Raw genomic sequence first — 25,234 nt, forward strand, 5'->3', positions numbered from 1 at the left:
CGGATTCTTCCGCGGAAGAATCCGGCTGGGTCGCGAACGCAGAACCGCCCCCGACCTGGCTCAGGTCGGGGGCGGTTCGTGCTGCGGGCTCGTGGCCTACTGGACGACGACCTCGATGCGCTGGAACTCCTTGAGGTCGGTGTAACCCGTGGTCGCCATCGCCCGGCGCAGCGCGCCGACGAGGTTCATCGTGCCGTCGGAACGCCGGGACGGCCCGAAGAGGATCTCCTCCAGCGTGCCGATCGTGCCCACCTCGACCCGGGCTCCACGCGGCAGCTCGCCGTGGTGTGCCTCCAGGCCCCAGTGGAACCCGTGCCCGGGCGCCTCCTGCGCGCGGGCCAGCGGCGAGCCGAGCATCACCGCGTCCGCCCCGCAGGCGACCGCCTTGGCGAGGTCGCCGGACCGGCCGACCGAACCGTCGGCGATCACGTGGACGTAGCGGCCCCCGGACTCGTCGAGGTAGTCGCGGCGGGCCGCGGCGACGTCGGCCACCGCTGAGGCCATGGGTACGGCGACGCCGAGAACGCTGCGGGTGGTGTGCGCGGCACCGCCGCCGAAGCCGACCAGTACGCCGGCCGCGCCGGTCCGCATCAGGTGCAGCGCCGCCTGGTAGGTCGCACACCCGCCGACCACGACGGGCACGTCGAGCTCGTAGATGAACTGCTTGAGGTTGAGCGGCTCGATCTGGGAGGAGACGTGCTCGGCGGAGACGGTCGTACCGCGGATCACGAAGATGTCCACCCCGGCGTCGACCACGGTCTTCCACAGCTGCTTGGTACGCGGCGGCGACAGAGCGCCGGCCACGGTCACCCCGGCGGCGCGGATCTCGGCCAGCCGCGCGGTGATCAGGTCGGGCTTGATCGGCTCGTCGTAGATCTGCTGCATCCGAGCCGTGGCGGCGTCGGGCTCGAGCTCGGCGATCTCGGCGAGCAGCGGCTCGGGGTTGTCATAGCGGGTCCACAGCCCCTCGAGGTTGAGGATGCCGAGGCCGCCCCGGCGACCGAGCTCGATCACCGTGCTCGGCGAGGCCACCGAGTCCATCGGCGCGGCGATCACCGGCATCTCGAAGCGGTAGGCGTCGATCTGCCAGGCCGTCGACACCTCCTCGGGGTCGCGGGTGCGCCGGCTGGGCACGATCGCGATGTCGTCGAAGGAGTACGCCCGGCGACCGCGTTTGCCGCGGCCGATCTCGATCTCGGTCACGGCCCCGATTCTCCCCTACGCCGCGAGGACGGCGGTCAGGCCCCCCGGATCGCTCAGCGGCCCCAGTAGTTGGGCGCCTCGACCGTCATCCGGATGTCGTGCGGGTGGCTCTCCTTCAGACCGGCGGGGGTGATCCGCACGAACCGCCCCCGCTCCTGCAGCTCGGGCACCGTCCGGGCGCCGACGTAGAACATCGACTGCCGCAGCCCGCCGATCAGCTGGTGCGCGACGGCCCGGAGCTGCCCGCGGTAGGGCACCTGCCCCTCGATGCCCTCGGGGACGAGCTGGTCGTCGGAGGGTACGTCGCCCTGGAAGTAGCGGTCCTTGGAGTAGGAGCGGTTCTTGCCTCGGGAGCTCATCGCGGCGAGCGAGCCCATGCCGCGGTAGGCCTTGTACTGCTTGCCGTTGATGAACACCAGGTCGCCCGGGCTCTCCTCGCAGCCGGCGAGCAGCGAGCCGAGCATCACCGACTCGGCGCCGGCGACCAGGGCCTTGGCGATGTCGCCGGAGTACTGCAGCCCGCCGTCGCCGATCACGGGTACGCCGGCCTGCTTGGCCGCGCGGGCGGCCTCGTGGATCGCGGTGACCTGCGGCGCGCCGACTCCGGCGACCACCCGGGTCGTACAGATCGAGCCGGGCCCGACACCCACCCGCACACCGTCGGCGCCCGCGTCCACGATCGCCTGCGCGCCGGCACGGGTGGCGACGTTGCCGCCGATCACGTCCACGTGCGCAGCGGCCGGATCGGCCTTGAGCTGGCGGATCATGTCGAGTACGCCGGAGGTGTGCCCGTGCGCGGTGTCGACGACGAGCAGATCGACGCCGGCCTCGACCAGGGTCATCGCCCGCTTCCACCCGTCGCCGAAGAAGCCGACCGCAGCGGCCACCCGCAGCCGGCCGGTGTCGTCCTTGGTGGCGTTGGGGAACTGGTCGCGCTTGACGAAGTCCTTCAGGGTGATCAGGCCCTGCAGCCGGCCGGCGTTGTCGACCAGCGGCAGCTTCTCGATCTTGTGCCTGTGCAGGAGCCCCATCGCCTCGTCGGCGGAGATGCCGACCACGCCGGTGACCAGCGGCATCGGCGTCATGATGTCGCGGACCAGCCGGGACTGGTCGGTCTCGAACCGCATGTCGCGGTTGGTGACGATGCCGAGCAACTGCTGGTCGGGGCCGACGACGGGGACGCCGGAGATGCGGTACTGGCCGCAGATGGCGTCGGCCTCGCCGATGGTCGCGTCGGGCCCGATGGTGATCGGCTGGGCGACCATGCCGGCCTCGGACCGCTTGACCAGGTCGACCTGCTGGGCCTGGTCCTCGACGGAGAAGTTGCGGTGGAGTACGCCGATCCCGCCCTGGCGCGCCATGGCGATCGCCATCCGGGCCTCGGTCACGGTGTCCATCGGACTGGACAGCAGGGGGATCCGCACACTGATCCGGCGGGAGATCCGGCTGGTGGTGTCGATCTCGTTGGGGATGACGTCGGACTCGCCGGGCAGCAGCAGGACGTCGTCGTAGGTCAGGCCGAGGGTGGTGAAGGGGCCGGTGACGTCGCCGTCTTCCTGCCGGGGATCAAGGTTCATGCTTCCTCCGGTCGCGAACGTCCCTTCATGTTAGCGAGGGTTCCACGGGCGCCCCCGACGCGGGGCGGGTGTGTCATATGCGGCATTTCCCGTACGCCCGGACTTCGGTGCGGAACTCGGTCCGGACACCGGTCGGAGCTCGGCCCGGAGTTCGGTCCGGTGGGACCGCGGCGTCACGGGCTGTGCGGCAGTGGCCGCGGCGCCGGCTGGTGCCGCGGGATCCAGCGGCCCATCAGGACGGCGCCGACCAGGCCCACCCCGCCCATCAGGAGTACGGCCGGGCCGAGCGCCACCGAGGCGCTCACCGCGCCGATCACCAGCGGACCCGCGCTGTTGCCGGCGTCCGCGCACAGCCGCCAGGCGCCGAGGAACGCCGTCCGCCCGACGGGTGGGGACACGTCGGCGCCGAGCGTCATGATGATGCCGCTGCCGATGCCGTTCCCGAATCCCATCAGCAGCGCGACCCCGGCCAGCGTCACCGCGTGGTGGGTCGCCGGCAGCAGCAGGTGGGCGAGTCCCAGGATCACCATCGAGGGCACGGCCACGAACGCCCTGCCCTTGCGGTCCATCACCCGCCCCGCCGGATAGAACAACAGCATGTCCACCGAGCCCGCGATCCCGAAGATCAGACTGGTGGCGGCGGCGTCCAGGCCGATGGAGTCCGCCCACAGCGGGATGACCACCTGACGCGACGCCCGGACCGCACCCACCAGCAGGGCACCCATGCCGAGGGTGCGCAGAACGCTGGCGTGGCTGCGGGCCACGTCGATCGTGCGGATCGGGCCGCCGGTCTGTGCGGCTCTGCCCTCGTGGGCGGGTTCGGGCAACGCCAGCAGCAGCAGGCCGGCGAGCACCGCGGTCGCGGCGTGCAGTCCGTACGCACCGTCGGTTCCCCACACACCGACGGCGAGCGCGCCGAGGAACGGCCCGACGAACATCCCGATCCGCTGCACCCCGCCGAGCGTGGACATGGCCCGGGCCCGCAGCTGGAAGGGCACCACCTCGGCGAGGTACGCCTGGCGCGCAAGGCCCCACACCGCTCCGGCGAGACCGGTGCAGAAGATCCCCGCCGCGAGCAGCCACTCGGTGGACGCCAGCATGCAGACGCCGAGCGCGCCCACCACCAGCGCGGACGCGGCCAGCATCGCCCGCCGCTCCCCGATCCGCCCGGCCAGCGCTCCCGCCGGCAGGTCACCGACGAGCTGACCGACGCCGGCGGCCGCCACGACCAGGCTGGCGGAGCCGACGGAGGCGCCGAGGTCGCGGGCGGACAGGGCCACGATCGGTGCGATGGCCCCCTGTCCCACGCCGTAGAGCAGGGACGGCAGGTACACCCGCACGCCGAGGGACCTGAGGGTGACCTGGGTTGACATCAGACCTATTGTCGCCGGTTCCGGGTTCGGGCGATTCGCGCGGGTCGGCGCCGGGACGCGTCCGGCGCACCGTCAGACGGGAAGCATGCAAGGGATCCGGGGTCGGGCGCGTCATGAGGGTGTGTCCTGTATGAGCGTCGTATCCATCCGGCACGAGCAGAACGGGGGTTCGCCGGTGCCTGATGTCTCCGATGTCGCGGAGGAGTTCCAGGCGTACGTTGCCGCACGCCAACGCGCGCTGGTGAGGACGGCGTACCTGCTGACCGGGAACCTCCACGAGGCGGAGGACCTGGTTCAGTCCGCGCTGACCCGCACCTTTCTCGCCTGGCACCGCATCCGCGACGTCCAGGCCGTGGACGCGTACGTGCGCCGCATCCTCGTCAACGAGCACAGCAGTTGGTGGCGCCGGGCCTGGCGCCGTGTCGAACGCAGTACGGACAACCTGCCCGAGCGGCCGGCCGAACCGGAACCGGACCTGGTGGACCGGGACGAGATGTGGGCACTGGTGTGCACCCTGCCGCCGCGGCAACGGGCGGTGGTGGTGCTGCGGTTCTACGAGGACCTCAGCCCCACCGAGATCGCCGACGCGCTCGGGTGTTCGGTCGGCACCGTCGGCAGCCAGACCAGCCGTGCCCTCGCCACGCTGCGGGAGAGGTACGGCGCCGCGCACGACACCGGGAGCGGCGGCCGACCGGCCGGGCCGCCCGGACCAACGGGACCAGCCGCACCAGCGAGCCCGGCCCCGCCAGCAGGATCAGCGAACCGACCGGCAGCAAGGTCGACCGGCGAGAAGGGAGCCTGACGATGCCGCCCGGCAACGATGTCAACGATGTCAACGACGTCCACGACGTCCACGACGTCCACGACGTCCACGACGCCGACGAGATCGACGAACTCGTCTCCGCCTCGCTGCGCCGCCATGCCGCCGGGGTGGACAGCACCCGCCCGCTCGGCGCGGAGGCGTACCGGCGCGGCCGCCGGATCCGCACCCTGCGCCGGGCCGGCGCCGCACTGGCCTGCGTCGCGCTGCTCGCCGTGGGTGTGCCGGTGGGCGTCGACCACCTCGGAGGCGCGGAACGTACGCCGATCCAGCCCGGCAACAACCACTCCCCCGCCACCGAGCCGTCCCCGACGCCCACCGGGCCGGCGGTCGACTTCACCGTCGACCTGCGCAGCCTCCCGTCGGGCCCGGCCCCACTGGTGCCGTGGTACGCCGACGGGGTGATCCACGACGGTGACAGGAAGACCCCGGTCCGGACGGTCTCCCCGTCCTCGGAGGTCTTCTTCGTCTCCGTCGCCGGTGGGTACGTCGTCCAGGACAACGGGACCGCCGGCAAGCCGGCCGACGTGACCCGGCTGGTACGCACCGACGGCACGGTCGTACGCACCTTCCCCACAGGCCTCGGCCTGCCGGTGGTCTCCGCGGACGGTCGCACGCTGGCCTGGGCCGGGGCCGGTGCCACCGGCCGTGGTGACGACAGCGCCGACCTGATCCTCACCGACGCGGTGACCGGTGCCGACCTGGCGCGGAAGAAGGTCGACCTCATGGGGCCGACACCGGTGGGCTTCCTGCGCGGCCGGGTCGCGTTCACCGACGACGCCGCGGACGGGGGTACGACCGGGATCTGGGACCCCGGCACCGGCCGGATCTCGTCGCTGGGCAGGGCCGCCCAGCGCGCGCTCGGCACCGACGGGAACGACCGGCTGCTGGTGGTCACCCGGACCGACCCGAAGACCGCCCTGCCCAGGTGTTCGGCCCTGCGGGACCTCTCCGCCGGTGGATCCGGTGGACAGGTGTGGGAAACCTGCGGGCTGCGAGCGTGGGGCTTCCTCGGCTCCGGCCGGTACCTCGTGGGCGACACCGGACGAGACGGCGGGCCGATGGTCGTGGCCGACGCCCGGACCGGGCGCACCGTGCTCAGGCTGAACGCGGCCTCGGCCGGCAACCCGGTCCTGGAACCGGGCGGCCCTGATGACGCCGTTGGATTCCTGGTGCGGGTCACCCAGGGGCCGCGAGCGGCGCTCGTGCGCTGCGCCCTGTCCGGGCGATGCGAACTCGCCACGCCCGTACGCCGGGTCCCTCAGGAGGGCGCGGGCCCGGTGCTGCCAACCACCTTCGGCCCGGCGACCGCTACGGCCGTGGCCCTCGGCGGGAACGCCGGAACGGCCGGGGACACGGGGAAGGCCGGGCCGGGCGGCAACTGAACGGGTACGGCACATCGGCGAAACGGCCGAGGGGCCGGGACTCCTCCGCGGAGGAATCCCGGCCCCTCGGCCGTTCTGCGTGCTGTCCGGAGTCAGCCGGTGTCAGCCGGCTGCCCGATCAGTGACCGTGGCCGTGGCCGTGGCCCTGTCCGGCGGCCTCCTCGGCCTCCTCCGGCTTGTCGACGACGAGCGTCTCGGTGGTGAGCAGCATCGCCGCGATGGACGCCGCGTTGGCCAGCGCCGAGCGGGTCACCTTCACCGGGTCGATGACGCCCTGGCCGACCAGGTCGCCGTACTCGCCGGTGGCGGCGTTGTAGCCCTTGCCGGGGCCGTTCTCGCGGACCTTCTCCACGACGACGTAGCCCTGGGCGCCGGCGTTCTCGGCGATCCAGCGCAGCGGCTCGCGGACGGCCTGGCGTACGAGCTCGACACCGACCTTCTCGTCACCGGTCAGCTCGGACAGGTTGTCGAGCGCCGTCGCGGCGTGCACGAGGGCGGCGCCACCGCCGGTGACGATGCCCTCCTCGATCGCTGCCCGGGTCGCCGACACGGCGTCCTCGATGCGGTGCTTCTTCTCCTTGAGCTCGACCTCGGTGGCCGCGCCGACCTTGATCACGCACACGCCGCCGGCCAGCTTCGCGAGCCGCTCCTGCAGCTTCTCGCGGTCCCAGTCGGAGTCGGTGTTCTCGATCTCGGCCCTGATCTGGGAGACGCGGGCGGCCACGTCGTCGGCGGAGCCGCCGCCGTCGATGACCGTCGTGTCGTCCTTGGTCACCGTCACGCGACGCGCGGTGCCGAGCACCTCGAGGCCCACCTGGTCGAGCTTGAGCCCGATCTCGGGGGCGACGACCTGCCCGCCGGTGAGCGCGGCGAGGTCCTCGAGCATGGCCTTGCGGCGGTCACCGAACCCGGGAGCCTTGACGGCCACCGAGTTGAAGATGCCGCGGATCTTGTTGACCACGAGGGTGGCCAGGGCCTCGCCCTCGACGTCCTCGGCGATGATCACCATCGGCTTGCCCGCCTGGACGACCTTCTCCAGCAGCGGGAGCAGGTCGGCCATCGAGGAGATCTTGCCCTGGTGGATCAGGATGTAGGCGTCGTCCAGGACGGCTTCCTGGCGCTCGGCGTCGGTCACGAAGTTCGGCGAGATGAAGCCCTTGTCGAACTGCATGCCCTCGGTGAGCTCGAGCTCGGTGCCCAGGGTGTTGGACTCCTCGACGGTGATCACACCGTCCTTGCCCACCTTGTCGAAGGACTCGGCGATCAGCTGGCCGATCTGCGCGTCCTGCGCGGAGATGGTGGCCACGTGGGCCATCTCCTCCCGGGTGTCGACCGACTTGGCCTTGTCCAGGAGGAAGGTGTTGATCGTCTCGACCGCGCGGTCGATGCCCTTCTTCAGCGACATCGGGTTGGCGCCGGCGGCGACCGCCCGCAGCCCGACGTGCACCATCGCCTGGGCGAGCACGGTCGCCGTGGTGGTGCCGTCACCGGCGATGTCGTTGGTCTTGGTGGCGACTTCCTTGACGAGCTGGGCGCCGAGGTTCTCGAACGGGTCCTCGAGCTCCACCTCGCGGGCGACCGTCACACCATCGTTGGTGATGGTGGGCGCGCCCCACTTCTTGTCGATGACGACGTTGCGGCCCTTCGGGCCCAGCGTCACCTTCACGGTGTTCGCGAGGGCGTCGACGCCGCGCTCCAGGGCGCGTCGTGCGTTCTCGTCGAACTCCAGGATCTTCGGCATGGGTGTAAATGTCCTTCCACGACGCCCTACCGGGTCGTCCGGCGGTGGCCGGGCCCCGGCTGGTGCCGGTCGTCAGTCGTCCGTCAAACGTGTACGTCTGTTGCCGCCTGTGGCCAGGGACACGGGGGACCCGGGCCGGGCGGGTACGAGCCGGCGGCAGGAGGGCGGTGCGACGCGACCACACGGTCGCGACCAGGTGGGCGCGCGGCGCGCCCTCCTGCCGGGCGGCGTTGGCCTACTTCTCGACGACGGCGAGCACGTCGCGCGCGGAGAGGATGAGGAACTCCTCGCCGCTGTACTTCACCTCGGTGCCGCCGTACTTGCTGAAGATCACCTTGTTGCCGACAGCGACGTCGAGCGGGACCCGGTTGCCGTTGTCGTCGATGCGACCCGGACCGACCGCGACGACTTCGCCCTCCTGGGGCTTCTCCTTCGCGGTGTCGGGAATCACCAGACCCGACGCGGTTGTCTCTTCGGCGTCGAGGGTCTTGATGACGATGCGGTCCTCGAGCGGCTTGATGGAGACCGACACTTGCTGACCTCCCCCTTCACGGGATGTCACGGTGAACACGTGTACGTGAGTTGTTTTCACCTGTGGAGCAACGCTGGCGAGCCGTCGTCGCGGTGCCGGCCGCCTCGTCGCGGGCTGTAGCTGGCACCCTAAGGTCGAGAGTGCCAAAGCCGAATCTATGCGGTTGTTAGCACTCGGTCAACCTGAGTGCCAGGCGGGTCGGAACCTGACCCGGAAAAACCTCGACCCGCGGAGGAGCCGATGGACCTCGAGGTGTTCCGGGCACTCCGCGGACCTGCCGGCCAGGGCCTGCTCGCCGAGGCGGAGGCGGCCTACGACGAACGCGCCGCGATCGCCCTCGCCACGCGGCTGCGCCGCGACCACCCCGCCGACCTGGTGGCCGCCGCCCTCACCCAGGTCGCCCTGCGCCGCCGGGCGCGGACCAAGTTCGGGGCCGACGCGGACCGGATGTTCTTCACCCGTGACGGGCTGGAACAGGCCACCACGGCCGGAGTCGCGGCGTACCGCGCCGGACGGATCGCAGCCGTGCTCGGCGCCGGGGGCGGCTCTCCCGACCAGGCCGCCGCCGCGCGGGTGGCCGACCTGTGCTGTGGCATCGGCGGAGACCTGCTGGCGCTGGCCCGGGCCGGGCTGGCCGTGACCGGGTTCGACCGGGACCCGCTGACCGCCGAGATCGCCCGGGCCAACCTGGCCACCCTGGCCACCCTCGACGTACCCCCGGGCTCCCCCACTTCGTCGTCGCCCGGCGCACCCGGCCCGCCCGGCTCACCCGGCCCCGTGCACGCCCGGGTCGAGGTGGCCGACGTCACCGAGGTGGACCGCTCGGAGTACGCCGGGGTGGTGGCCGACCCGGCGAGGCGCTCGGGCCGGGGCCGGGTCTTCGATCCGGCCGACTACTCACCGCCCTGGTCGTTCGTGACCGACCTGCTCACCGGCACCGCCTGCGTCAAGACCGCGCCGATCATCCCCCACGCGCTGATACCCGCCGAGGTGGAGGCGGAGTGGATCAGCGAGGGCCGCGAGGTCAAGGAGGCTGCCCTGTGGTCGGGTGCCCTGCGGTCGCGGGCGGAGAGAACCGGTGAACCCGTACGCCGGCGCGCGACCGTGCTGCCGGCGGCAGCCGGGCTCACCGACGCCGACGACCCGGGCGAGGCACCGGTCAGCGAGCCGCTCGGGTATCTCTACGAACCCGACGGCGCGGTGATCCGTGCCGGGCTGGTGACCGCGGTGGCGCCGCTGGTGGACGGGGCACTGGTGCACCCGAAGATCGCCTACCTCACCTCCGACCGGCAGGTGCCGACGCCGTTCGCCACGGCGTACCGCGTCGAGGAGGTTCTGCCGTACGACGTGAAGGTACTCAAACGCGCGTTGCACGCCCGCGACGTCGGTGCGCTGACCGTGAAGAAGCGGGGCGTGGACGTGGACCCGGACGTGCTCCGCAAGCGGCTCGCCCCGCGGGGCTCGACCGCCGCGACGCTGGTGGTGACCAGGACCGCCGGCGGCAGCGCCGCGCTGTTGGTGACGCCGTTGGTCACGCCTCCGGTGACGCCGCCGGCCGGGTGAGGGCGTACTGCCAACGCACCGGTGGGCGGGCCGGGTGTACCCGTTAGTGTCGCTCAGCGGCAGGAATCGGACCGAGCGGAAGGACCTCCATGGCCAAGGAAGCGATCCAGACCGACCAGGCGCCCAACCCGGCCGGTGCCTACTCCCAGGGCATCGTGGCCAACGGTTTCCTCTACACCGCGGGCTTCGGCCCGGCCGACCCGAAGACCGGCAAGCTCGTGGAGGGCGGTGTCGCCGAGCAGACCGCTCAGGTGATGCGCAACGTCGCCGCGGTGCTCGCCGAGCGCGGACTCACCTTCGCCGACGTGGTGAAGGCCACCGTGCACCTGGCCGACCTCGCCGACTTCGCGGACTTCAACCGGGTGTACGAGTCGTTCCTCGACGAGCCCTACCCCGTCCGCACCACGGTGGGCTCCCAGCTGAACAACATCCTGGTGGAGATCGACGTCGTGGCCGCGCTGCGGTCCTGACCCCACTCGCCCGTACGACACTCCGGCCCGCGATCTCCCTGCGAGACGCGGGCCGGAGTTCGTACCGGCTGATTCGCTAGCGGCAGTGCTGCGCGGGCAGGTCCCCGACGTGCACCGGAAGGCGGCCGCCACCGCGGGCCCTGCCGGTCAGCACGTCGACCAGGGCGTGGAACGCTTCCGGTGTACGCCCGTACAACGCGATCCGCGCCTTGGAGGCGGAGCTGCGCGCCAGGCCGTACGGCGTGTCCAGCGTGACGACCACCGCGCCCGAGCCCGCCTCGCCCCGGTTCAGCAGGTGTACGACGTCGCCGCCCTCACCAACTGTCAAGCCCGCCTTGCGGGCGGCCTCGGTGAGCCGGGCCCGGTCCTCGGCGCGGCCACCGACGACGCTGATCCGCTCACCCACCAGGCGGCCTTCACACTTGCCCGACACCACGGTGAGCCCCTGCAGCGAGGCGTCGTAGGAGACGTCCTTCGCCCCGCCGAACTCGACCTGCGACGGCTTCTTCTGCGCAGTCGACCTGGCGTGCAGCATCAACGCGATCGATCGGGCGGCTGCCTCGTCAAGCCGCGCCTGCGGCAGCCGGCCCGAACGCAGCGCCGCCATGATCGCGTCATGCGTCTTCGCCGCACTGGCCGGCAGCAGGAGGACGTCGGCACCGGCGAGCAGGGCGCGAACGCCCGCCTCGGCGCTGCCGTACTTGTCGGCCACCGCGGCCATCTCCAGCGCGTCGGTGAACACCGCACCCTGGAAGCCGAGCTGCTTGCGCAGAATCCCGTCGATCATCGGCTTCGACACCGACGCCGGCGTGCCCGGGTCGACCGCACGTACGTCGATGTGGGCGACCATGACCGCCGACGCGCCGTCCTTGACCGACGCGGCGAACGGCACCAGGTCGCGGCGCTTCAGCGTGGCCAGGGAGGCGTGCTGGACCGGCAGGCTGACGTGGCTGTCGACGGGGACGCTGCCGTGCCCGGGGAAGTGCTTGGGAACGGACAGGATCCCGGCGTCGGCGTACCCCTGCAAGGAGCCCTTGACGATGGCGGCGACCTCCTCGGGGTCGTCCCCGGCGGAGCGGCTGGCGATGGTCGGGTCGTCCGGTCCGGTCGTCACGTCGGCGTCCGGCGCGAAGACCATCGTGAACCCGAGCTTGCGAAGCTCCTCCCCGCTGGCCCGCGCCACGCGCCGGGCGAGCTTCGGATCGCGGGCGGCGCCGAGCGTCATGTACGCAGGGAACTCCGTCAACGGCGCCTTGACCCTGGCGACCAGCCCACCTTCCTGGTCCACGCCGACCAGCAGCGGCCAGTCGCGGCCCTCCTTGCGGGCCTCCGCGTGCAGGGCGGCGTTGACAGCGCCCACCTGCGCCGCCGACTCGACGTTGTAGCCCATCACGATCACGCCGCCGACGTGGTACTTGCGCAGCGACTCGATCGGCGCCTCGGTCCCCTGGAAGCCGGCCACGATCACCTGGCCGGCCTTCTGGCTGGCCGTCATGCCCGCCACGGTCTGCTGGGCGCTGCGCCACTCCGCCTCGGTCGGCCCCCACGCCAGCGGCTTCGAGTCCGGACTCGGCGTCGGCGTGGGCGTGGCGGTGGGGCTCGGGCTGCTCGTCGGTGTCACCTTCCGGCCACCCCGAGCGCCGTGGTCCGCGCTCCCGGCCCGGTCCCGGCCGCCACCGTCGCCGGACATGCCGCAGGCGGTGGACATGATCAGCAGGAGCGCGAGCGCGACGGCGTAGGCCGTCCTCGCCCGCCATCGGCGTAGCGGCATTCGGTCATGGTGCCAAACCTCCGTAGGGCCCGCGGGCCCGGCCGCCGGCTTCGAGGAATCGGGTGAGTTCGTGGCCACCGTCGATTGTGAGCACCTGGCCGGTGACCGAGTTCGCCCGGGGGTCGGCCAACCGCAAGATCCAGTGGCGGGACAGTAGCGAGATGATGACGGGATGACGACGATCCCACCGGCGGCGGAGGAGGTCGACCTCACGGCGGCGCGGGCGCTGTGGGCGGCCGGCGACCCGGTGGTCGACGTACGGAGTCCGCAGGAGTACGCCGCCGGCCACGTCGCGGGCGCGGTGAACGTCCCGCTGGACCGGCTGGCGTTCGCCCTCGACACGCTGCCACCCGGCCAGGTCCTGACGGTGTGCTCGCTGGGAAACCGGTCGCGGCAGGGTGCGGAACGGCTGGCCCGGCTCGGCCGCCCGGCGGTGTCCCTGCGCGGCGGCACCAAGGCGTGGGCGGCCGCCGGCCTGCCCACCCGGACCGGCCCCGAACCCGGAGAACGCGGCCGCCCGCGTCGGTCACCCTGGTCCCGTTGGTGGCGGTGCGCTCGTACGACGCGAGCGGGCGGCGGCTGAACGACGCGCGTACGGGCCGTGGCGGTTCGTGAGTACTCGCCGGGCCCGGGCTCCTACGCTCGGCTCATGCTGGCGCTCACCGGCGAGACGGGGCAGCCGGTCCGGACCGCCGACGGCGCCACCGTCGGCCACCTGCGCGACCTCACCGCGCGGATCGGCTCACCACATCCGGTCGTGCACCGGTTGCTGGTCGGGTCCCGCAGCCGGGCCACGCACCTGGTGCCCTGGGGCGAGGTCGCGTCGTTCGAGCGGTCCGCCGTCCAGCTGCGCGACGCCGAACCCATCTCCGCGTACGCCGACGGTTTCGAACTCGCCGGCGACGAACTCCTGCTGGTACGCGACGTCCTGGACACCCAGATCGTGGACGTCGTGGGGCACCGGCTCGCCCGGGTGTCCGACGTCCTGCTCACCCGGCTACCCGACCAGCGCCTGGAGGTGGCCGCCGTCGACGTGGGGATGGGCGCGGTCTGCCGGCGGCTCGGCCTGCGTCTCCTCGGCGAGCGGCTGCCCGAACGCGCCGTCGACTGGCGCGACCTGCACCTGACGTCGAGCCGGGGGCACGTCGTCCAGCTCGCCACCACCGCGGCCACGGTGCACCGCCTGGACGCCCGCGGGCTGGCGGAGCTCCTCACCCGGCTGGACGTGGACAGCGCCACCGACGTGCTGCGGACGGTCGGGCCCGCACGCGCGGCGGAGGCGGTCGCCGCCACCGATCCGGCCGTGGGCGGCCGGCTGATGCTCGCGCTCGGCCCCGAGGACGCCGGCCGGGTGCTCGACGAACTCCCCGAGGAGACCGGCCGCCACTACCGCCACGTCCTGCGGTCGCGGTCTCCCCTGACCAGGCGGCGCTTCTTCCGGCTGCGCGGCTGGCGAACGCACCGGCCGCGGCACCTCGGCCGCCGACGCGGCGACCACGGCGACCGCGGCGATCACCGCGGCGACCACCGGGGGCCGCGGGAGGACCCGGCGTCATGACCCCACATGTCGGTCACCGCGCCGCGCCGCCCCGGGCCGCCTGGCGGGTACGCATGCTGGCGCTTGTGTCGGTGCTCGGGCCCGGGCTGCTGGCCGGACTGTCCGACGACGATCCGGCCGGGATCACGACGTACTCCGTGCTCGGCGCCGACCACGGCTACCAACTGCTGTGGGTGCTCCTGCTGTCCACCGTCGCGCTGGTCGTCTTCCACAACCTCGGCGCCCGGATGGGCGTGGTCACCGGTCAGGGCCTCACCGGACTGATCCGCCAGCGGTACGGCGTGCGCGCGGCCGGGCTCGCCGTCGTCGCCCTCGTGGTGGCGAACGTGGGCACGACCTGCGCGGAGTTCGCCGGGATCGCGGCGGGCTTCGAGCTTTTCGGGGTCAGCCGGTACGTCTCCGTCCCGCTGGCCGCGGTCGTGGTGTCGCTGCTCGTCCTGCGCGGCAGCTTCCACCGGGTGGAACACATCCTGATGGCGCTTGCCACGGTGTTCGTGGCGTACGTCGCCGCCGGCCTCCTCGGCCACCCCGACTGGGGGCAGGTCGCCCGCGGACTCGTGGTGCCGACGATGCCGTTCGACCGGGACGCGCTGCTGATCGCCACCGCCACCGTCGGCACCACCCTCGCACCGTGGGGCCTGAGCTTCATCCAGTCCTACGCTGTGGACAAGAAGCTGCGGCCGGCCGACCTGCGCTACGAACGGATCGACGTGGTGACCGGCGCGGTGCTCACCGGCGTGATCGGCGCGTTCGTCGTGGTCGCCTGCGCGAGCACCCTGCACACCAGAGGTGTCCCGATCGACACCGCCGCGGATGCGGCCCGCGCGCTCGAACCCGTGGCCGGCCGGCTCGCCAGCGGGTTGTTCGGCATCGGGCTGATCGGGGCCGGCCTGCTCGCGGCGGCGATTCTGCCGCTGTCGACGGCGTACTCGGTGTGTGAGTTCACCGGCTACGAGGCCGCTCTGGACGACAGCATGCGCGACGCCACCCTCTTCTACCTGACGTACGTGCTGGTCACCGGCGTCGCGGCGGCCGTGGTGCTGGTGCCGGGCGCGCCGCTGATCCCGATCCTGGTGCTGACGCAGGTGCTGAATGCGGTGCTGCTGCTACCCCTGCTGGCGTTCATGTACGGCATCTCCCGCGACCGCGACCTGATGGGGCCCTACACCGCGACGGCGGGTGCGGCCGGGCTCTACCTCGCCACCATCGCGTTCATCGCCGCGTGTGTGCTCGGGCTGTTCGTGCTCGGGCTCGGCTGACCCCGGCCACATCACGCCGCGCGCGTCAGCGGGGGTGGACGACGCACCGGAAGCCGACGTGGCCGGTCGCGGTGGCGGAGTCGCTGGGCTGCCTGGCCGCCGGGCGATACCGCAGGCAATACGTCGCCGAACACAGGTACGAGCCGCCCTTGACCACCCGCGCCACGCGGTTCCCGTCGGCGGTGCCGGCCTCGGCGTCGGCCGCGGTGCGCTGCCAGGGCAGCGGCGACTGCCGGTCGAGAGGTACGAGCAGGGGTACGCAGGCCGCCTTGGCCGCGCGGTCCGGCTCCGGCGCGCGGTAGACGTCGCTGGTCCACTCCCACACGTTGCCGGTCATGTCCAGCAGGCCGTACCCGTTGGCGGGGAACAGCCCGGACGGCGACGTCCGCTCGAACGGGCCGAGCCCGGCGTGACGCCACGGGAAGTCGCCCTGCCAGACGTTGGCCATCAGGCGTCCGCGCGGGCTGAAGTCGTCACCCCACGCGTAGACCGCGCCGTCCAGCCCACCGCGCGCCGCGTACTCCCACTCGCTCTCGGTCGGAAGTTGCTTGCCCGACCAGTGCGCGTACGCCTCGGCGTCCTCGTAGGCGACGTGCGTCACCGGATGGCGTTCGCGTCCGTGCGGGGCGCTGCCGGGGCCTTCGGGCCGGCGCCAGTTCGCGCCCGGGACATACGACCACCAGCTACCGCAGTCGGACAGGTCCACCGGCCCCGGCGTGGGGTGGAAGACCAGCGAGCCCGGCGTCGTCAGTCTCGGGTCCGCACCGGGATGCAGGTCCGCGTCGAGCCGGCGTTCGGCGACCGTGACGTAGCCGGTGGCCCGGACGAACCGGCGGTACTCCGACACCGTCACCGGGCGCTCGTCCATCCAGAAGCCGGCCACCTCGACCGTGCGGACCGGGCGCTCCTCGGGGTAGAAGTCGTCGCTGCCCATCGCGAACGTGCCGCCGGGCACCCAGACCATCCTCCTGCCGGGACGGGCGCTGGTCCTGCTCCTGGGCCGGTCCCCGGGCTCGCTCCCGTGCCGGCCACTGTGCTGAGTCCTGGGCAGAGTCCTGGGCTGGGTCCTGGGCTGCCCGGTGGGCTGACTCTCCAGCCGGCCCTTGGACCGACTCTTCGACCGGCTTGCTACCCGGCCACCGGGCTGGTCTCCGGGCTGGTCTCCGGGCTGATCTCCGGGCTGGTCTCCGGGGACGACACCGGACCCGTTCGCGGTGCGAGTGGTCATGGCGGCTCCGGTGAGCTGTGACGCTTCTCCTGTCCGCCTCCTATCCGCTCCCCCGCCCGGTCAATCGTGCGACCGGTAACCCGCACCGGGAGCGAGCGCAATCCGACGTTGACACCGGTCGGCAATCAGGCGGCAACCGGGGCGAACCGAACAACCAGCCCAGTCGGAACCAAACGTACGAAGGGGAAACGAGAGGTCAGCCGGCGACGGTCGTGACCGGAAGCGAGGAGTCGGCCACCAGGTCCAGCCGGGACGCGGTCCGCCCGCGGGCCAGCATCTGTGCGCCCAGCGCGGCCACCATGGCGCCGTTGTCCGTGCACAGCTTGGGCCGCGGCACCCGCAGCCGGATCCCGGCGGCGGCGCAGCGTTCCTCGGCCATCGCGCGCAACCTGGAGTTGGCAGCGACCCCGCCACCGATCAGCAGGTCGTCCACACCCCTGGTGCGGCAGGCGTCCACGGCCTTGCGGGTGAGCACGTCACACACCGCCTCCTGGAAGGACGCGGCGACGTCGGCCACCGGCACCGGCTCTCCGGCACGCTCCCGGGTCTCCACCCAGCGGGCGACGGCCGTCTTCAGACCGGAGAAGGAGAAGTCGAACCGGTGCCGCGCAAGGTCACGTTGACCGGTCAGCCCGCGCGGGAACCGGACGTACGCCGAGTCGCCGGCCTTCGCCTCCCGGTCGACGTAGGGGCCACCGGGGAACGGCAGGCCCAGCAGCCTGGCCACCTTGTCGAACGCCTCGCCCGCGGCGTCGTCCACGGTGGAGCCGAGCGGGTCCACCGTGTCGGTGACGTCCTCGACGAGCAGCAGCGAGGAGTGCCCGCCGGACACCAGCAGGGACACGCACGGCTCGGGCAGCGGGCCGTGTTCGAGGGTGTCCACCGCGACGTGCGCGGCCAGGTGGTTGACGCCGTACAGCGGCTTGCCCAGACCGAGGGCCAGCGCCTTCGCCGCGGCGACGCCGACGAGGAGGGCACCGGCGAGTCCGGGCCCGCTGGTCACCGAGATCGCGTCCACGTCGGCGAGCCGGATGCCGGCCGTCTCGCAGGCCCGGTCGACCGACGGGATCATCGCCTCCAGGTGCGCCCGGCTGGCGACCTCGGGCACCACGCCGCCGAACCTCGCGTGCTCCTCCAGGCTGGAGGCGACCGCGTCGGCGAGCAGGGTGCCGCCCCGGACGATTCCGACACCTGTCTCATCGCACGACGTTTCGATGCCCAGCACCAGCGGCTCGTCGCTCACGCGACCACCTCGGCCCACTCCTCGTTCACAGCACGGTCGTTCACACACAGCACGACCGCGAGCCTAGCCCGCCGGTGCGGCGGACCGGGCTCGCGGTCTGATGTGCCCGAGTTCCTACGGTCAGATCGTGTGCTGGTCGGGGTTGGTCCAGAACCACGTCTCCGGGTCGTACACCGCCGGCGTCGGGTGGATCCAGGGTGCGGCGAACCCGCCCATGGCCAGCTCGTTCCGTGCCGGGACGTTCTGCATGTCCTCGTGCACGAGCAGGATGTACGGCGTGTTCGCCACGACGCCGAGCAGGTACGGGCCGTCGGTGATGTGGATCTTCACCATCTCCCAGACGAGCTGGTTCCGCTTCATCTGGTCCGGCTCGACCTTGGTCTGGTCGTAGATCTTCCACAGCCGGGCGACGGGACTGCCCGGCTCGGCGTCCATCCGCGGCGGCGTGCGCTTGTACGGATCGACGTTGAGTTCCTTCTTCTCACCCGGCGTACCGCGCTCGTTGTAGAACTCGCCCTGCAGCGGAGCCCAGCGCGAGGACTCCATCGGCACCAGCCACTGCGGGTAGACCAGGCAGTTGGGCCCGTCGCCCGTCTCCCACGTGGTGTTGGTCATCAGCTTGCCGAACCGCCACTGGTCGCCGAAGCCGTCCGGCGGCACCGGGTTGAGCCGGGTGTCGATGCCGATCGCGTCCCAGTCCTTCTTCAGCAGGTTGTTCTTGTGCTGGTGCTCCTGCGCGGTGTCGGCCTGGTAGTCGAGCCGAACGTGGAGCTTGGACCCGTCCGGCATCTCCCGCTTGCCGTCACCGTCCTTGTCCACCACGCCGATCTCGTCGAGGATCTTCTTGGCCAGCTCCGGGTCGTACTTGATGTAGCTGTCCCGCCACGACCTGTAGACCTTCTTGCCCTCGTCGTTGACGTGGAACTCGATCGCCTTCGGGCTCATCGTCCCGGTGGTGAGCTCGCCGGTGTTGTAGTAGACCGCCTTTTGCACCTCGGCCCGGTTGTAGGCGTGCGACAGCGCCTGGCGGAACTTCGCGTTCCGGATCAGCTTGCGCATCTTCGGCTCGTAGTAGTCCTGGTTGAAGAACACCAGCGAACCGCTGCCGTCGCCGGCGTCCCACAGGACCACGTCGAGCTTGGTCTTGGACTGCGCCTGCTTGAGCGAGGAGATGTCGTTGAGGAACAACGAGGTGAACCCGCCGAACAGGAAGTTCATCTTCCCCTCGACGGCCTGCAGCTTCTGCACCTCGGGGTTCTGGACGACGTTGAAGTTCAGCGCGTCGAGGTAGGGGAGCTGCGCGCCGTCGGGCCCGACACACCAGTAGTACGGATTGCGGTCGAAGACGACCCGGCGGCCTTCCTTGTACGACTTGCACTTCCAGCCGGTCATCACCGGGCAGTCGGGGTTGCGGGTCCAGGCCCGCTTCTGGTCGAACTGGCCCTTGTCGGTGGCCCAGTCCTTGCCCACCGAAGGGTTGTACTTCGGGTGCCACTTCTTGAGGTAGTGCTTGGGCTCCATCCAGCCCGGGCCGTTGCCGCGCTTGACCCACATGGCCAGCCGGTCGGCGGTCAGCGGGGCGGGCGCGTCGAACTTCATCGAGATGGTCAGCGCGTCCGGCGCGGTCATCTTCATGACGGTGCCCTTGCCCGAGCGCGCCTCGTCCGGGGGGACCTCGCTGTGCTGGGTGTTGAGCACCATGTCGTTCCACCAGAACATGATGTCGTCGGTGGACCACGGTTGGCCGTCGGACCACTTCAGCCCCTCGCGGAAGTGCAGGGTCCACTCACTGGCGTCGGCGTTGGACTCCCACGACTCCACCAGCCCCGGGGCGATGTCCTTGCCGTCGTTGAGCCAGCGCAGCAACGAGTGGCCGTACATGAACTCCGCATGGGTACTGGAGTCGCTGGCGGAGGTGACCGTGCTGATCACGCCGCCGTACTTCCCGTGGTCCAGCCAGTTGTGGGGTACGACGTAGGGGTGCTTGGGCAGCCGCTCCTCGAGCTTGGGCAGCTTGCCGGCCTGCACCAGCTTGGCCAGCTCGGGCGACTCCTTGAGCTTCGCCGGAACAGTCATCGGCTTGACGCGCGATCCCTTGCGGGATTGCGAGGTCGGCTTGGGCCCACTCTTCGGGCCGCCGTTCTGTGTCTGGTTGTCGCCGCCCGAACATCCCGCGAGAACCACACCGCCGGCCGCGACCGCGGACAGGTGGAGCAGGGCACGGCGGCTCAGGCCGAGTCGGTCGTTCATGGTTCCCTCCCGACCGGCGGTACACCTCACCAAGAGCCGCCGGCGTTCTGCGCACGGCGAAAGCGTGCGAGCAATCGATTTCTCGCACGAAGGTAAGAGTCCGCCACAGGACCGTCAAGCAATCGGGACAAGATCGTCCGAGACCGGCAACCGGCACTTCCCCGGCCGATCGATGGTACGGACGGTTCCGGGGAGCCGCCCGGGATCAGGGCCCGGGGGATCAGAGTTGGGCGGCGGGGAGCTCCTCGCCCAGCGGGGCGAGCCGGAGTACCAGGGCGTCGGCCACACCGTGGTAGTAGCCGCGCCGCCGGGCGATCTGCTCGAAGCCGGTCGCCTCGTACATCGCCAGAGCGGCGGCGTTGTCGTGGCGTACCTCCAGCAGGGCTTCGGCACAGCCACGGACCCGGGCCTGTGCGAGCAGGGCGTCCAGCAGCGCCCGCCCGATCCCCTCCCGGCGGCGGTCCGGTCGTACGGCGATGCGTTGTACGTCTGCCGTGGCCGCGACCGCGAGCAGGGAGGCGTACCCCGCGATCGCGGGCTCGTCGGTGTCGGCGCCGGTGCCCCAGCAGGTGTCGCCGACATCGGTGCCGGTGGCGTCGGCGTCCTCGGCCACGAGAACGCACCTGGTGTCGGGCACCCCGGCCAGCTCGCCTTCCAGTGCCTGCTCGCCCCAGGCGTCCCGGCCGAAGCAGGCCGTCTCCAGCGCGCGCAACGTCGCGAGGTCATCGGTTCGAGCCGGCCGGATGGAGATCACGTCGGGACCCGCTCCTCGCGTGCGGTCAGGACACGCTTGCGGCTGCGGGGCTCGACCGCGTCGGGACGGCGGAGGTACATCGGAGTCGCGGGTACGACCTTCGCCGTGCCGGATGCCACCAGCTCGGCCAGCACCGCGGCATCGGGGTCCACCGGGCCAGCCGCGGTCGGGAACGCCGCGGGGTACAGCGTCGCGCCGCGTCCCACCACGGGGTCGGAAGTGGCGAGGGCGTCCGGCCGGTCCACCAGCGGGCCGTCGACGCGGGTGTGCCGGTCGGCGTATCTCCCCCAGTAGACCTCCTTGCGCCGCGCGTCGGTCGCCACGCAGAACGGTCCGGAGTCGATCTCGGCGGCGGCGAGCACGTCGAGCGTGCACACGCCGTGCACCGGAATGTCCAGGACGTGACCCAGCGTCCGGGCCGTCATCAGGCCGACCCGCAGCCCGGTGAACGGGCCGGGGCCGACGCCGACCGCGATGTCGGTCAGGTCGGTCCGGTCGGCACCGGCCTGGTCGAGCACCGCCGCGATGCCGGGGGCGAGGAGCTCGCCGTGACGCATGGCATCCACGACCGTGGACGTCGCCACCACCGACGTCCCGTCGTGGAGCGCGACCGTGATCGCCGGGGTGGCCGTGTCGAACGCGAGGAGCAGCACGTTGGTCAGGCTAGCCCGCACCGGTGGCGAAGGTCAGTTCGGGACGGACCTGACGTCGGCCGCGAGACCTTCGGCGAGCGCGTCGCGCACCGCGACGTCCAGCCAGCGCCGGCCGACCGGGACGACCCGGACCTGCCGGACATCCTCGCGTTCGTCCTCGGTTTCACCCGATCGCCCCTCGGCTTCGCCCGTGGTCTCCTCCCCCACGCCCCGGCTCACCACGATCTCCAGCCGGTCCTCGGCCAGGCCCTCGGCAAGGCCCTCGCCCCACTCGACCACCGTGACCGCGTCGTCCACGGAGGTGTCCAGGTCGAGGTCGTCGAGTTCGGCCACGCCGCCGAGCCGGTAGGCGTCGACGTGCACCAGCGGCGGGCCACCGACCGTCGACGGGTGCGCGCGGGCGATCACGAACGTGGGCGAGGTGACCTGCCCGCGAACACCCAGGCCGACGCCGATCCCCTGCGTCAAGGTGGTCTTGCCGGCGCCGAGCTCCCCGGTCAGCAACACCAGGTCACCGGCGCGCAGGATCTTCGCGAGCCGCCGGCCGACCTCCTGGGTGTCCTCGACGCTGACCGCCGTCACCTCCACCGGCAGTCGCTTGGCCAGGTGGACGTTCGGCCCGTCCCGGCCGGCCTCGAGGTAGCCGCGGTGCCGCCAGAACGTGAGCGTGGCCGGCAACTCGGCGCGGGCGACCAGGCGTACGCCGGCGAGCCCGCGTTCGGCCGCCACCTCCTCCGCGCAGCCGACCATCGCGGTGGCCACGCCGCGGTGCTGGAACCTCGGGTGCACCGACACCCGGCGCAGGTCGAGCCACCCGGCGTTCTCGGCGAGCAGCATGGCGCCGGCGGGACGGCCGTCGACCTGGGCCAGCAGGCCGCCGTAGGAACGCACCGCGTCCTCCACCGTCTGGACCGTCTCCCGCAACGCGGTGCCCGGTGGGTCCAGCGGCGGCCGGGCGCCGAACGCCGCGTGGATGACGCCCACCAGGGCAGCCGCGTCCGTGGGCTTGGCCTCGACGACGTGCAGGTCGGTCACCTTGTGCGCTCCGCTTCGTCTGCTCGTTCGCTCGTTCTTCGGTCAGTCTGTTCTTCGTCCGCCCGGTTGGTCGTTCCTCGTCCGGCCGGTCGTACGGCGGTTCGGCGTCCAGCCGCGGTCAGCCGGTCTCGTCCACCGGTGGTTGCGTCATCGAACCCGCCGCCGCGGCGGCCCGGCCGAGCAGGTCCGCCAGCGCGGCGTTGACCACGTCCGGATGCTCGATCAGGAACATGTGCCCGCTGTCGGACAGCTCGATGTACTCCGCGGCGGGATGCCGCTCGGCAATCTCGCGGCTGTGCTCCACCGGGGTGATCAGGTCCTCGCGGCCGCCCATGACCAGCGTCTCCACGCCGTGCAGCGCCTCCAGCGCGTGGTACTTGTCGTGCTGGGCGAACCCCGGGTAGAAGTCCGCCACCACCTCGATCGGCGTACTCGCGAGCATCTCCGCCACGAACTCCACCCGCGCCCGGGAGACCTTCGAGCCGAAGGAGTAGTGCTTGGTGAGGAAGTACGCCACGTCGCTGCCGGCCTTGCGGCCACGCTCGATCAGGCCGGGCGCCCGGGACATCGCGGCGACCGCGGCCGGTGTCAGCCGGTGCACCAGCCTCCCGACCGGCCCGGGCACGCCGAGCGTCACCGAGTCCAGACCGCCGGCGCTGCTGGCCAGCAGGGCGACCCCGACGACCCGCTCGGCGAAGATCTCGGGGTGCTGGTCGGCCAGTGCCAGCACGGACATGCCGCCCATCGAGTGGCCGACGAGCACGACCGGGCCCTCCGGGGCGAGGGCGGTGAGCACCTCGCCGAGGTCCTTGCCGAGCTGGTCGACGTTGCACAGGGTGCTCGGCGAGCGGCCGGAGCGGCCGTGGGACCGCTGGTCGTAGAACACCATCCGCGCCTCGCCGGCCAGCGCGGCCCGCTGGAAGTGCCAGCAGTCGAGGTTGAGGGCGTACCCGTGGCAGAAGACCACGGTGAGCGGGTTCGGCACCCGGGGGTTCGGCTCGTCGACCTCGGCGTACAGCTCCAGGCCGTCGGCGGTCTTGACGATCGTCGGGGCGCCGCGCCGGGTGCCGAGCGGGCCGTCGTCGCGCAGGTCGGCGGTGCGGCGCCGGCCGACGACGTAGCGTTCGAGCGCGATCCCGGCGGCGGCACCGGCCGCCAGCATGCCGGTGGCGGCACCGAGGACGCCGGTGCGGCTGCCGAGCAGCTCGACCATCCGGTCCGCGCCGTCGGCCCGGCCCGGCCGGGCGGCCCTGGCGGCCTTCGCTACCTGGGCGACCCGGGAGACCCGAGTGGCTCGACCGAGCCTGCCCACCTGACCCGCGCGGTCGACGGCGCGGCCGACGCGGTTCAGCTCACCTGCCATCAGGCCCTCCCCCGACGTAGTGCCGGGGCACGCGGGCACCGATGCGGGTGACGATCTCCCAGGAGATCGTGTTGGTGGCGTCGGCCCAGTCCTGGGCGGTCGGCTCGCCGGAGGTCCCCGCGCCGAACAGCACCACCTCGTCTCCGGCGACGGTGGGGTCGTCGCCGAGATCGATCACGAACTGGTCCATGCACACGGTGCCGGCGATCGTACGCCGTCGCCCGCCGGCCCAGACCGGCCCGAGGTTGCTCGCGGCCCGCGGCACCCCGTCGGCGTACCCCAGCGGCACCAGGCCGAGGGTGGTCTCGGTGGTGGTGACGTACCGGTGGCCGTACGACACGCCCTCACCGGCCGGCACTCGTTTGACCAGGGCCAGCCGGGCCCGCAACGACATCGCGGGGACCAGGCCGAGCTCGTCCGGTGAGGACACCTCGGGCACCGGGGACAGGCCGTAGACCGCGAGACCCGGGCGTACGAGGTCGAAGTGGGTGTCGGGCCGGGTGAGCGTCGCGGCGGAGTTGGCGAGGTGGCGTACCTCTGGCCGGATCCCCACGCGTTCGGCGAACGCCACCGCCTCCTCGAACACCGCGAGCTGCCGGTCGACCGACGGGTGGCCGAGCTCGTCGGCGCAGGCCAGGTGGGACCAGATCCCGGCGACCCGGACGGTGCCCTCCGCCTGCGCGCTGAGCGCCGCGTCGATCAGGGCCGGCCAGTCCTTCGGCCCCGCGCCGCCGCGGTTGAGTCCACTGTCGATCTTCAGGTGCACCCGCGCCGTGGTGCCGGCGTGCTCGGCCGCCTCGGCGATCTCGTTCAGCCGCCAGGCGGAGTAGGCGGCGACGTCGACGCCGGCGGCCAGTGCCGGCTGCCACCGCTCGCCGGGTACGGCCAGCCAGGACAGGATCCGCGGCGCGGTCAGCCCGGCCGCACGCAGGGCCAGCGCCTCCTCGACCGTGGCCACGCCCAGCCAGCCGGCCCCGCCGTCGACCGCGGCCCGGGCCGCCGGGACCAGGCCGTGGCCGTAGCCGTCGGCCTTGACCACGGCCAGCACGGCGGCGTCACCGACCCGGCCGCGGATCGCCTCGACATTGGCGCGGATGGCGGCGAGGTCGACTCGTGCCTCGGCGCGGCTGGAGGGGGCGCCGTGCTCGGGGGCGGCAGCGCGCGCGGCGGTGCCGCCCGCGCCCTGCCGGCTCGCGGCGACGCGAGGTGAGTGCGTTCGACCTGTGTCCATCCCTCTGCCCGTTCGACCTGGCGCGCGTTCGGCGAACCGCGTTCATGACGGCTCCAGTGTTCCAGGCCGCACCCCCAAGGCCGGTCGGGGCAGGGCCGCCACGCCTGAACGCCCACTCCCAAGGTCGGTCCAGGCAGGGCCGCATCGCTGTCCGAGCCTCCCGGAGCGATCGGACACGCCGCTCGCAACGGCAGGTTCCGCCAGGATCGAGACGTGCCGGGACGG

Annotated in this window: 21 protein-coding genes; 7 read left to right on the plus strand and 14 right to left on the minus strand. The window is 72.2% G+C overall.

Annotated features, from left to right (window positions below):
- Positions 1 to 96: 96 nt before the first annotated feature.
- From F4554_RS21930 to F4554_RS21940, 3 genes are all read right to left on the minus strand, one after another.
- A complete protein-coding gene (locus F4554_RS21930) occupies positions 97 to 1,203 on the minus strand; it encodes a GuaB3 family IMP dehydrogenase-related protein (protein WP_179789313.1) in 1,107 nt (368 codons plus the stop codon).
- Between the two features lie 53 nt (positions 1,204 to 1,256).
- Complete coding sequence (guaB, locus tag F4554_RS21935; protein WP_179789314.1) at positions 1,257 to 2,780, minus strand: IMP dehydrogenase; 1,524 nt, start codon at positions 2,778 to 2,780, stop codon at positions 1,257 to 1,259.
- A 173-nt stretch (positions 2,781 to 2,953) separates the two neighbouring features.
- Positions 2,954 to 4,153 carry an MFS transporter gene (locus F4554_RS21940; protein ID WP_179789315.1) on the minus strand — a complete coding sequence of 400 codons (1,200 nt, stop codon included), beginning with the start codon at positions 4,151 to 4,153 and terminating at the stop codon, positions 2,954 to 2,956.
- 130 nt (positions 4,154 to 4,283) lie between these two features.
- Here F4554_RS21940 and F4554_RS21945 point away from each other — a divergent pair, with 130 nt between their 5' ends.
- Together F4554_RS21945 and F4554_RS21950 are read left to right on the plus strand one after the other, a co-directional pair.
- Positions 4,284 to 4,955: a SigE family RNA polymerase sigma factor gene (locus tag F4554_RS21945; RefSeq protein ID WP_179789316.1), complete on the plus strand. Its 672-nt coding sequence runs from the start codon at positions 4,284 to 4,286 to the stop codon at positions 4,953 to 4,955.
- Between the two features lie 2 nt (positions 4,956 to 4,957).
- Positions 4,958 to 6,358 carry a hypothetical protein gene (locus F4554_RS21950; RefSeq protein WP_179789317.1) on the plus strand — a complete coding sequence of 467 codons (1,401 nt, stop codon included), beginning with the start codon at positions 4,958 to 4,960 and terminating at the stop codon, positions 6,356 to 6,358.
- Positions 6,359 to 6,476: 118 nt separating this feature from the next.
- Here the strand turns inward: F4554_RS21950 and groL are convergent, their stop codons facing one another.
- A complete protein-coding gene (gene groL / locus F4554_RS21955) occupies positions 6,477 to 8,099 on the minus strand; it encodes a chaperonin GroEL (protein ID WP_179789318.1) in 1,623 nt (540 codons plus the stop codon).
- Between the two features lie 235 nt (positions 8,100 to 8,334).
- The gene (gene groES / locus F4554_RS21960; protein WP_092653901.1) at positions 8,335 to 8,631 is read right to left on the minus strand and encodes a co-chaperone GroES; all 297 of its coding nucleotides are present in this window, start codon (positions 8,629 to 8,631) and stop codon (positions 8,335 to 8,337) included.
- Positions 8,632 to 8,871: 240 nt separating this feature from the next.
- Between groES and F4554_RS21965 the strand changes: the two genes are divergently transcribed.
- Both F4554_RS21965 and F4554_RS21970 read left to right on the plus strand, forming a co-directional pair.
- Positions 8,872 to 10,194, plus strand: coding sequence for a THUMP-like domain-containing protein (locus F4554_RS21965; RefSeq protein ID WP_179789319.1), 1,323 nt, complete (start codon positions 8,872 to 8,874; stop codon positions 10,192 to 10,194).
- An 89-nt stretch (positions 10,195 to 10,283) separates the two neighbouring features.
- Positions 10,284 to 10,664 (plus strand): Rid family detoxifying hydrolase, encoded by a 381-nt coding sequence (locus F4554_RS21970; RefSeq protein ID WP_179789320.1) that lies wholly within the window; start codon positions 10,284 to 10,286, stop codon positions 10,662 to 10,664.
- 76 nt (positions 10,665 to 10,740) lie between these two features.
- Here the strand turns inward: F4554_RS21970 and F4554_RS21975 are convergent, their stop codons facing one another.
- Positions 10,741 to 12,435 (minus strand): glycoside hydrolase family 3 protein, encoded by a 1,695-nt coding sequence (locus F4554_RS21975; protein WP_179789321.1) that lies wholly within the window; start codon positions 12,433 to 12,435, stop codon positions 10,741 to 10,743.
- A 172-nt stretch (positions 12,436 to 12,607) separates the two neighbouring features.
- Between F4554_RS21975 and F4554_RS21980 the strand changes: the two genes are divergently transcribed.
- From F4554_RS21980 to F4554_RS21990, 3 genes are all read left to right on the plus strand, one after another.
- On the plus strand, positions 12,608 to 13,018 hold the full coding sequence (locus F4554_RS21980) for a rhodanese-like domain-containing protein (RefSeq protein ID WP_179789322.1): 411 nt from the start codon (positions 12,608 to 12,610) through the stop codon (positions 13,016 to 13,018).
- A 66-nt stretch (positions 13,019 to 13,084) separates the two neighbouring features.
- Positions 13,085 to 13,993: a magnesium transporter gene (locus tag F4554_RS21985; protein WP_179789323.1), complete on the plus strand. Its 909-nt coding sequence runs from the start codon at positions 13,085 to 13,087 to the stop codon at positions 13,991 to 13,993.
- The gene (locus tag F4554_RS21990; RefSeq protein ID WP_179789324.1) at positions 13,990 to 15,252 is read left to right on the plus strand and encodes an NRAMP family divalent metal transporter; all 1,263 of its coding nucleotides are present in this window, start codon (positions 13,990 to 13,992) and stop codon (positions 15,250 to 15,252) included. Before F4554_RS21985 ends, F4554_RS21990 begins: the two co-directional genes overlap by 4 nt.
- 25 nt (positions 15,253 to 15,277) lie before the next feature.
- Here the strand turns inward: F4554_RS21990 and F4554_RS21995 are convergent, their stop codons facing one another.
- From F4554_RS21995 to alr, 8 genes are all read right to left on the minus strand, one after another.
- Positions 15,278 to 16,216, minus strand: a complete 939-nt coding sequence (locus F4554_RS21995) for a formylglycine-generating enzyme family protein (protein ID WP_179789325.1) — start codon at positions 16,214 to 16,216, stop codon at positions 15,278 to 15,280.
- Between the two features lie 460 nt (positions 16,217 to 16,676).
- Positions 16,677 to 17,723: a tRNA (adenosine(37)-N6)-threonylcarbamoyltransferase complex transferase subunit TsaD gene (gene tsaD, locus F4554_RS22000; protein WP_179789326.1), complete on the minus strand. Its 1,047-nt coding sequence runs from the start codon at positions 17,721 to 17,723 to the stop codon at positions 16,677 to 16,679.
- A 120-nt stretch (positions 17,724 to 17,843) separates the two neighbouring features.
- Complete coding sequence (locus tag F4554_RS22005) at positions 17,844 to 19,973, minus strand: ABC transporter substrate-binding protein (protein ID WP_179789327.1); 2,130 nt, start codon at positions 19,971 to 19,973, stop codon at positions 17,844 to 17,846.
- Positions 19,974 to 20,193: 220 nt separating this feature from the next.
- Entirely contained in the window at positions 20,194 to 20,727 is a 534-nt protein-coding gene (locus F4554_RS22010) for a GNAT family N-acetyltransferase (RefSeq protein ID WP_337796155.1), read from the minus strand.
- A complete protein-coding gene (gene tsaB / locus F4554_RS22015; RefSeq protein ID WP_179789328.1) occupies positions 20,724 to 21,380 on the minus strand; it encodes a tRNA (adenosine(37)-N6)-threonylcarbamoyltransferase complex dimerization subunit type 1 TsaB in 657 nt (218 codons plus the stop codon). Before tsaB ends, F4554_RS22010 begins: the two co-directional genes overlap by 4 nt.
- 33 nt (positions 21,381 to 21,413) lie before the next feature.
- Positions 21,414 to 22,415 carry a tRNA (adenosine(37)-N6)-threonylcarbamoyltransferase complex ATPase subunit type 1 TsaE gene (gene tsaE / locus F4554_RS22020; protein ID WP_179789329.1) on the minus strand — a complete coding sequence of 334 codons (1,002 nt, stop codon included), beginning with the start codon at positions 22,413 to 22,415 and terminating at the stop codon, positions 21,414 to 21,416.
- Between the two features lie 118 nt (positions 22,416 to 22,533).
- Positions 22,534 to 23,778 (minus strand): alpha/beta fold hydrolase, encoded by a 1,245-nt coding sequence (locus F4554_RS22025; RefSeq protein ID WP_238341379.1) that lies wholly within the window; start codon positions 23,776 to 23,778, stop codon positions 22,534 to 22,536.
- Positions 23,768 to 25,009 (minus strand): alanine racemase, encoded by a 1,242-nt coding sequence (gene alr, locus F4554_RS22030; RefSeq protein WP_179789330.1) that lies wholly within the window; start codon positions 25,007 to 25,009, stop codon positions 23,768 to 23,770. Before alr ends, F4554_RS22025 begins: the two co-directional genes overlap by 11 nt.
- Positions 25,010 to 25,234: the final 225 nt, after the last annotated feature.

The sequence above is a fragment of the Actinopolymorpha rutila genome, from assembly GCF_013407855.1.
Taxonomy (GTDB): Bacteria; Actinomycetota; Actinomycetes; order Propionibacteriales; family Actinopolymorphaceae; genus Actinopolymorpha; species Actinopolymorpha rutila.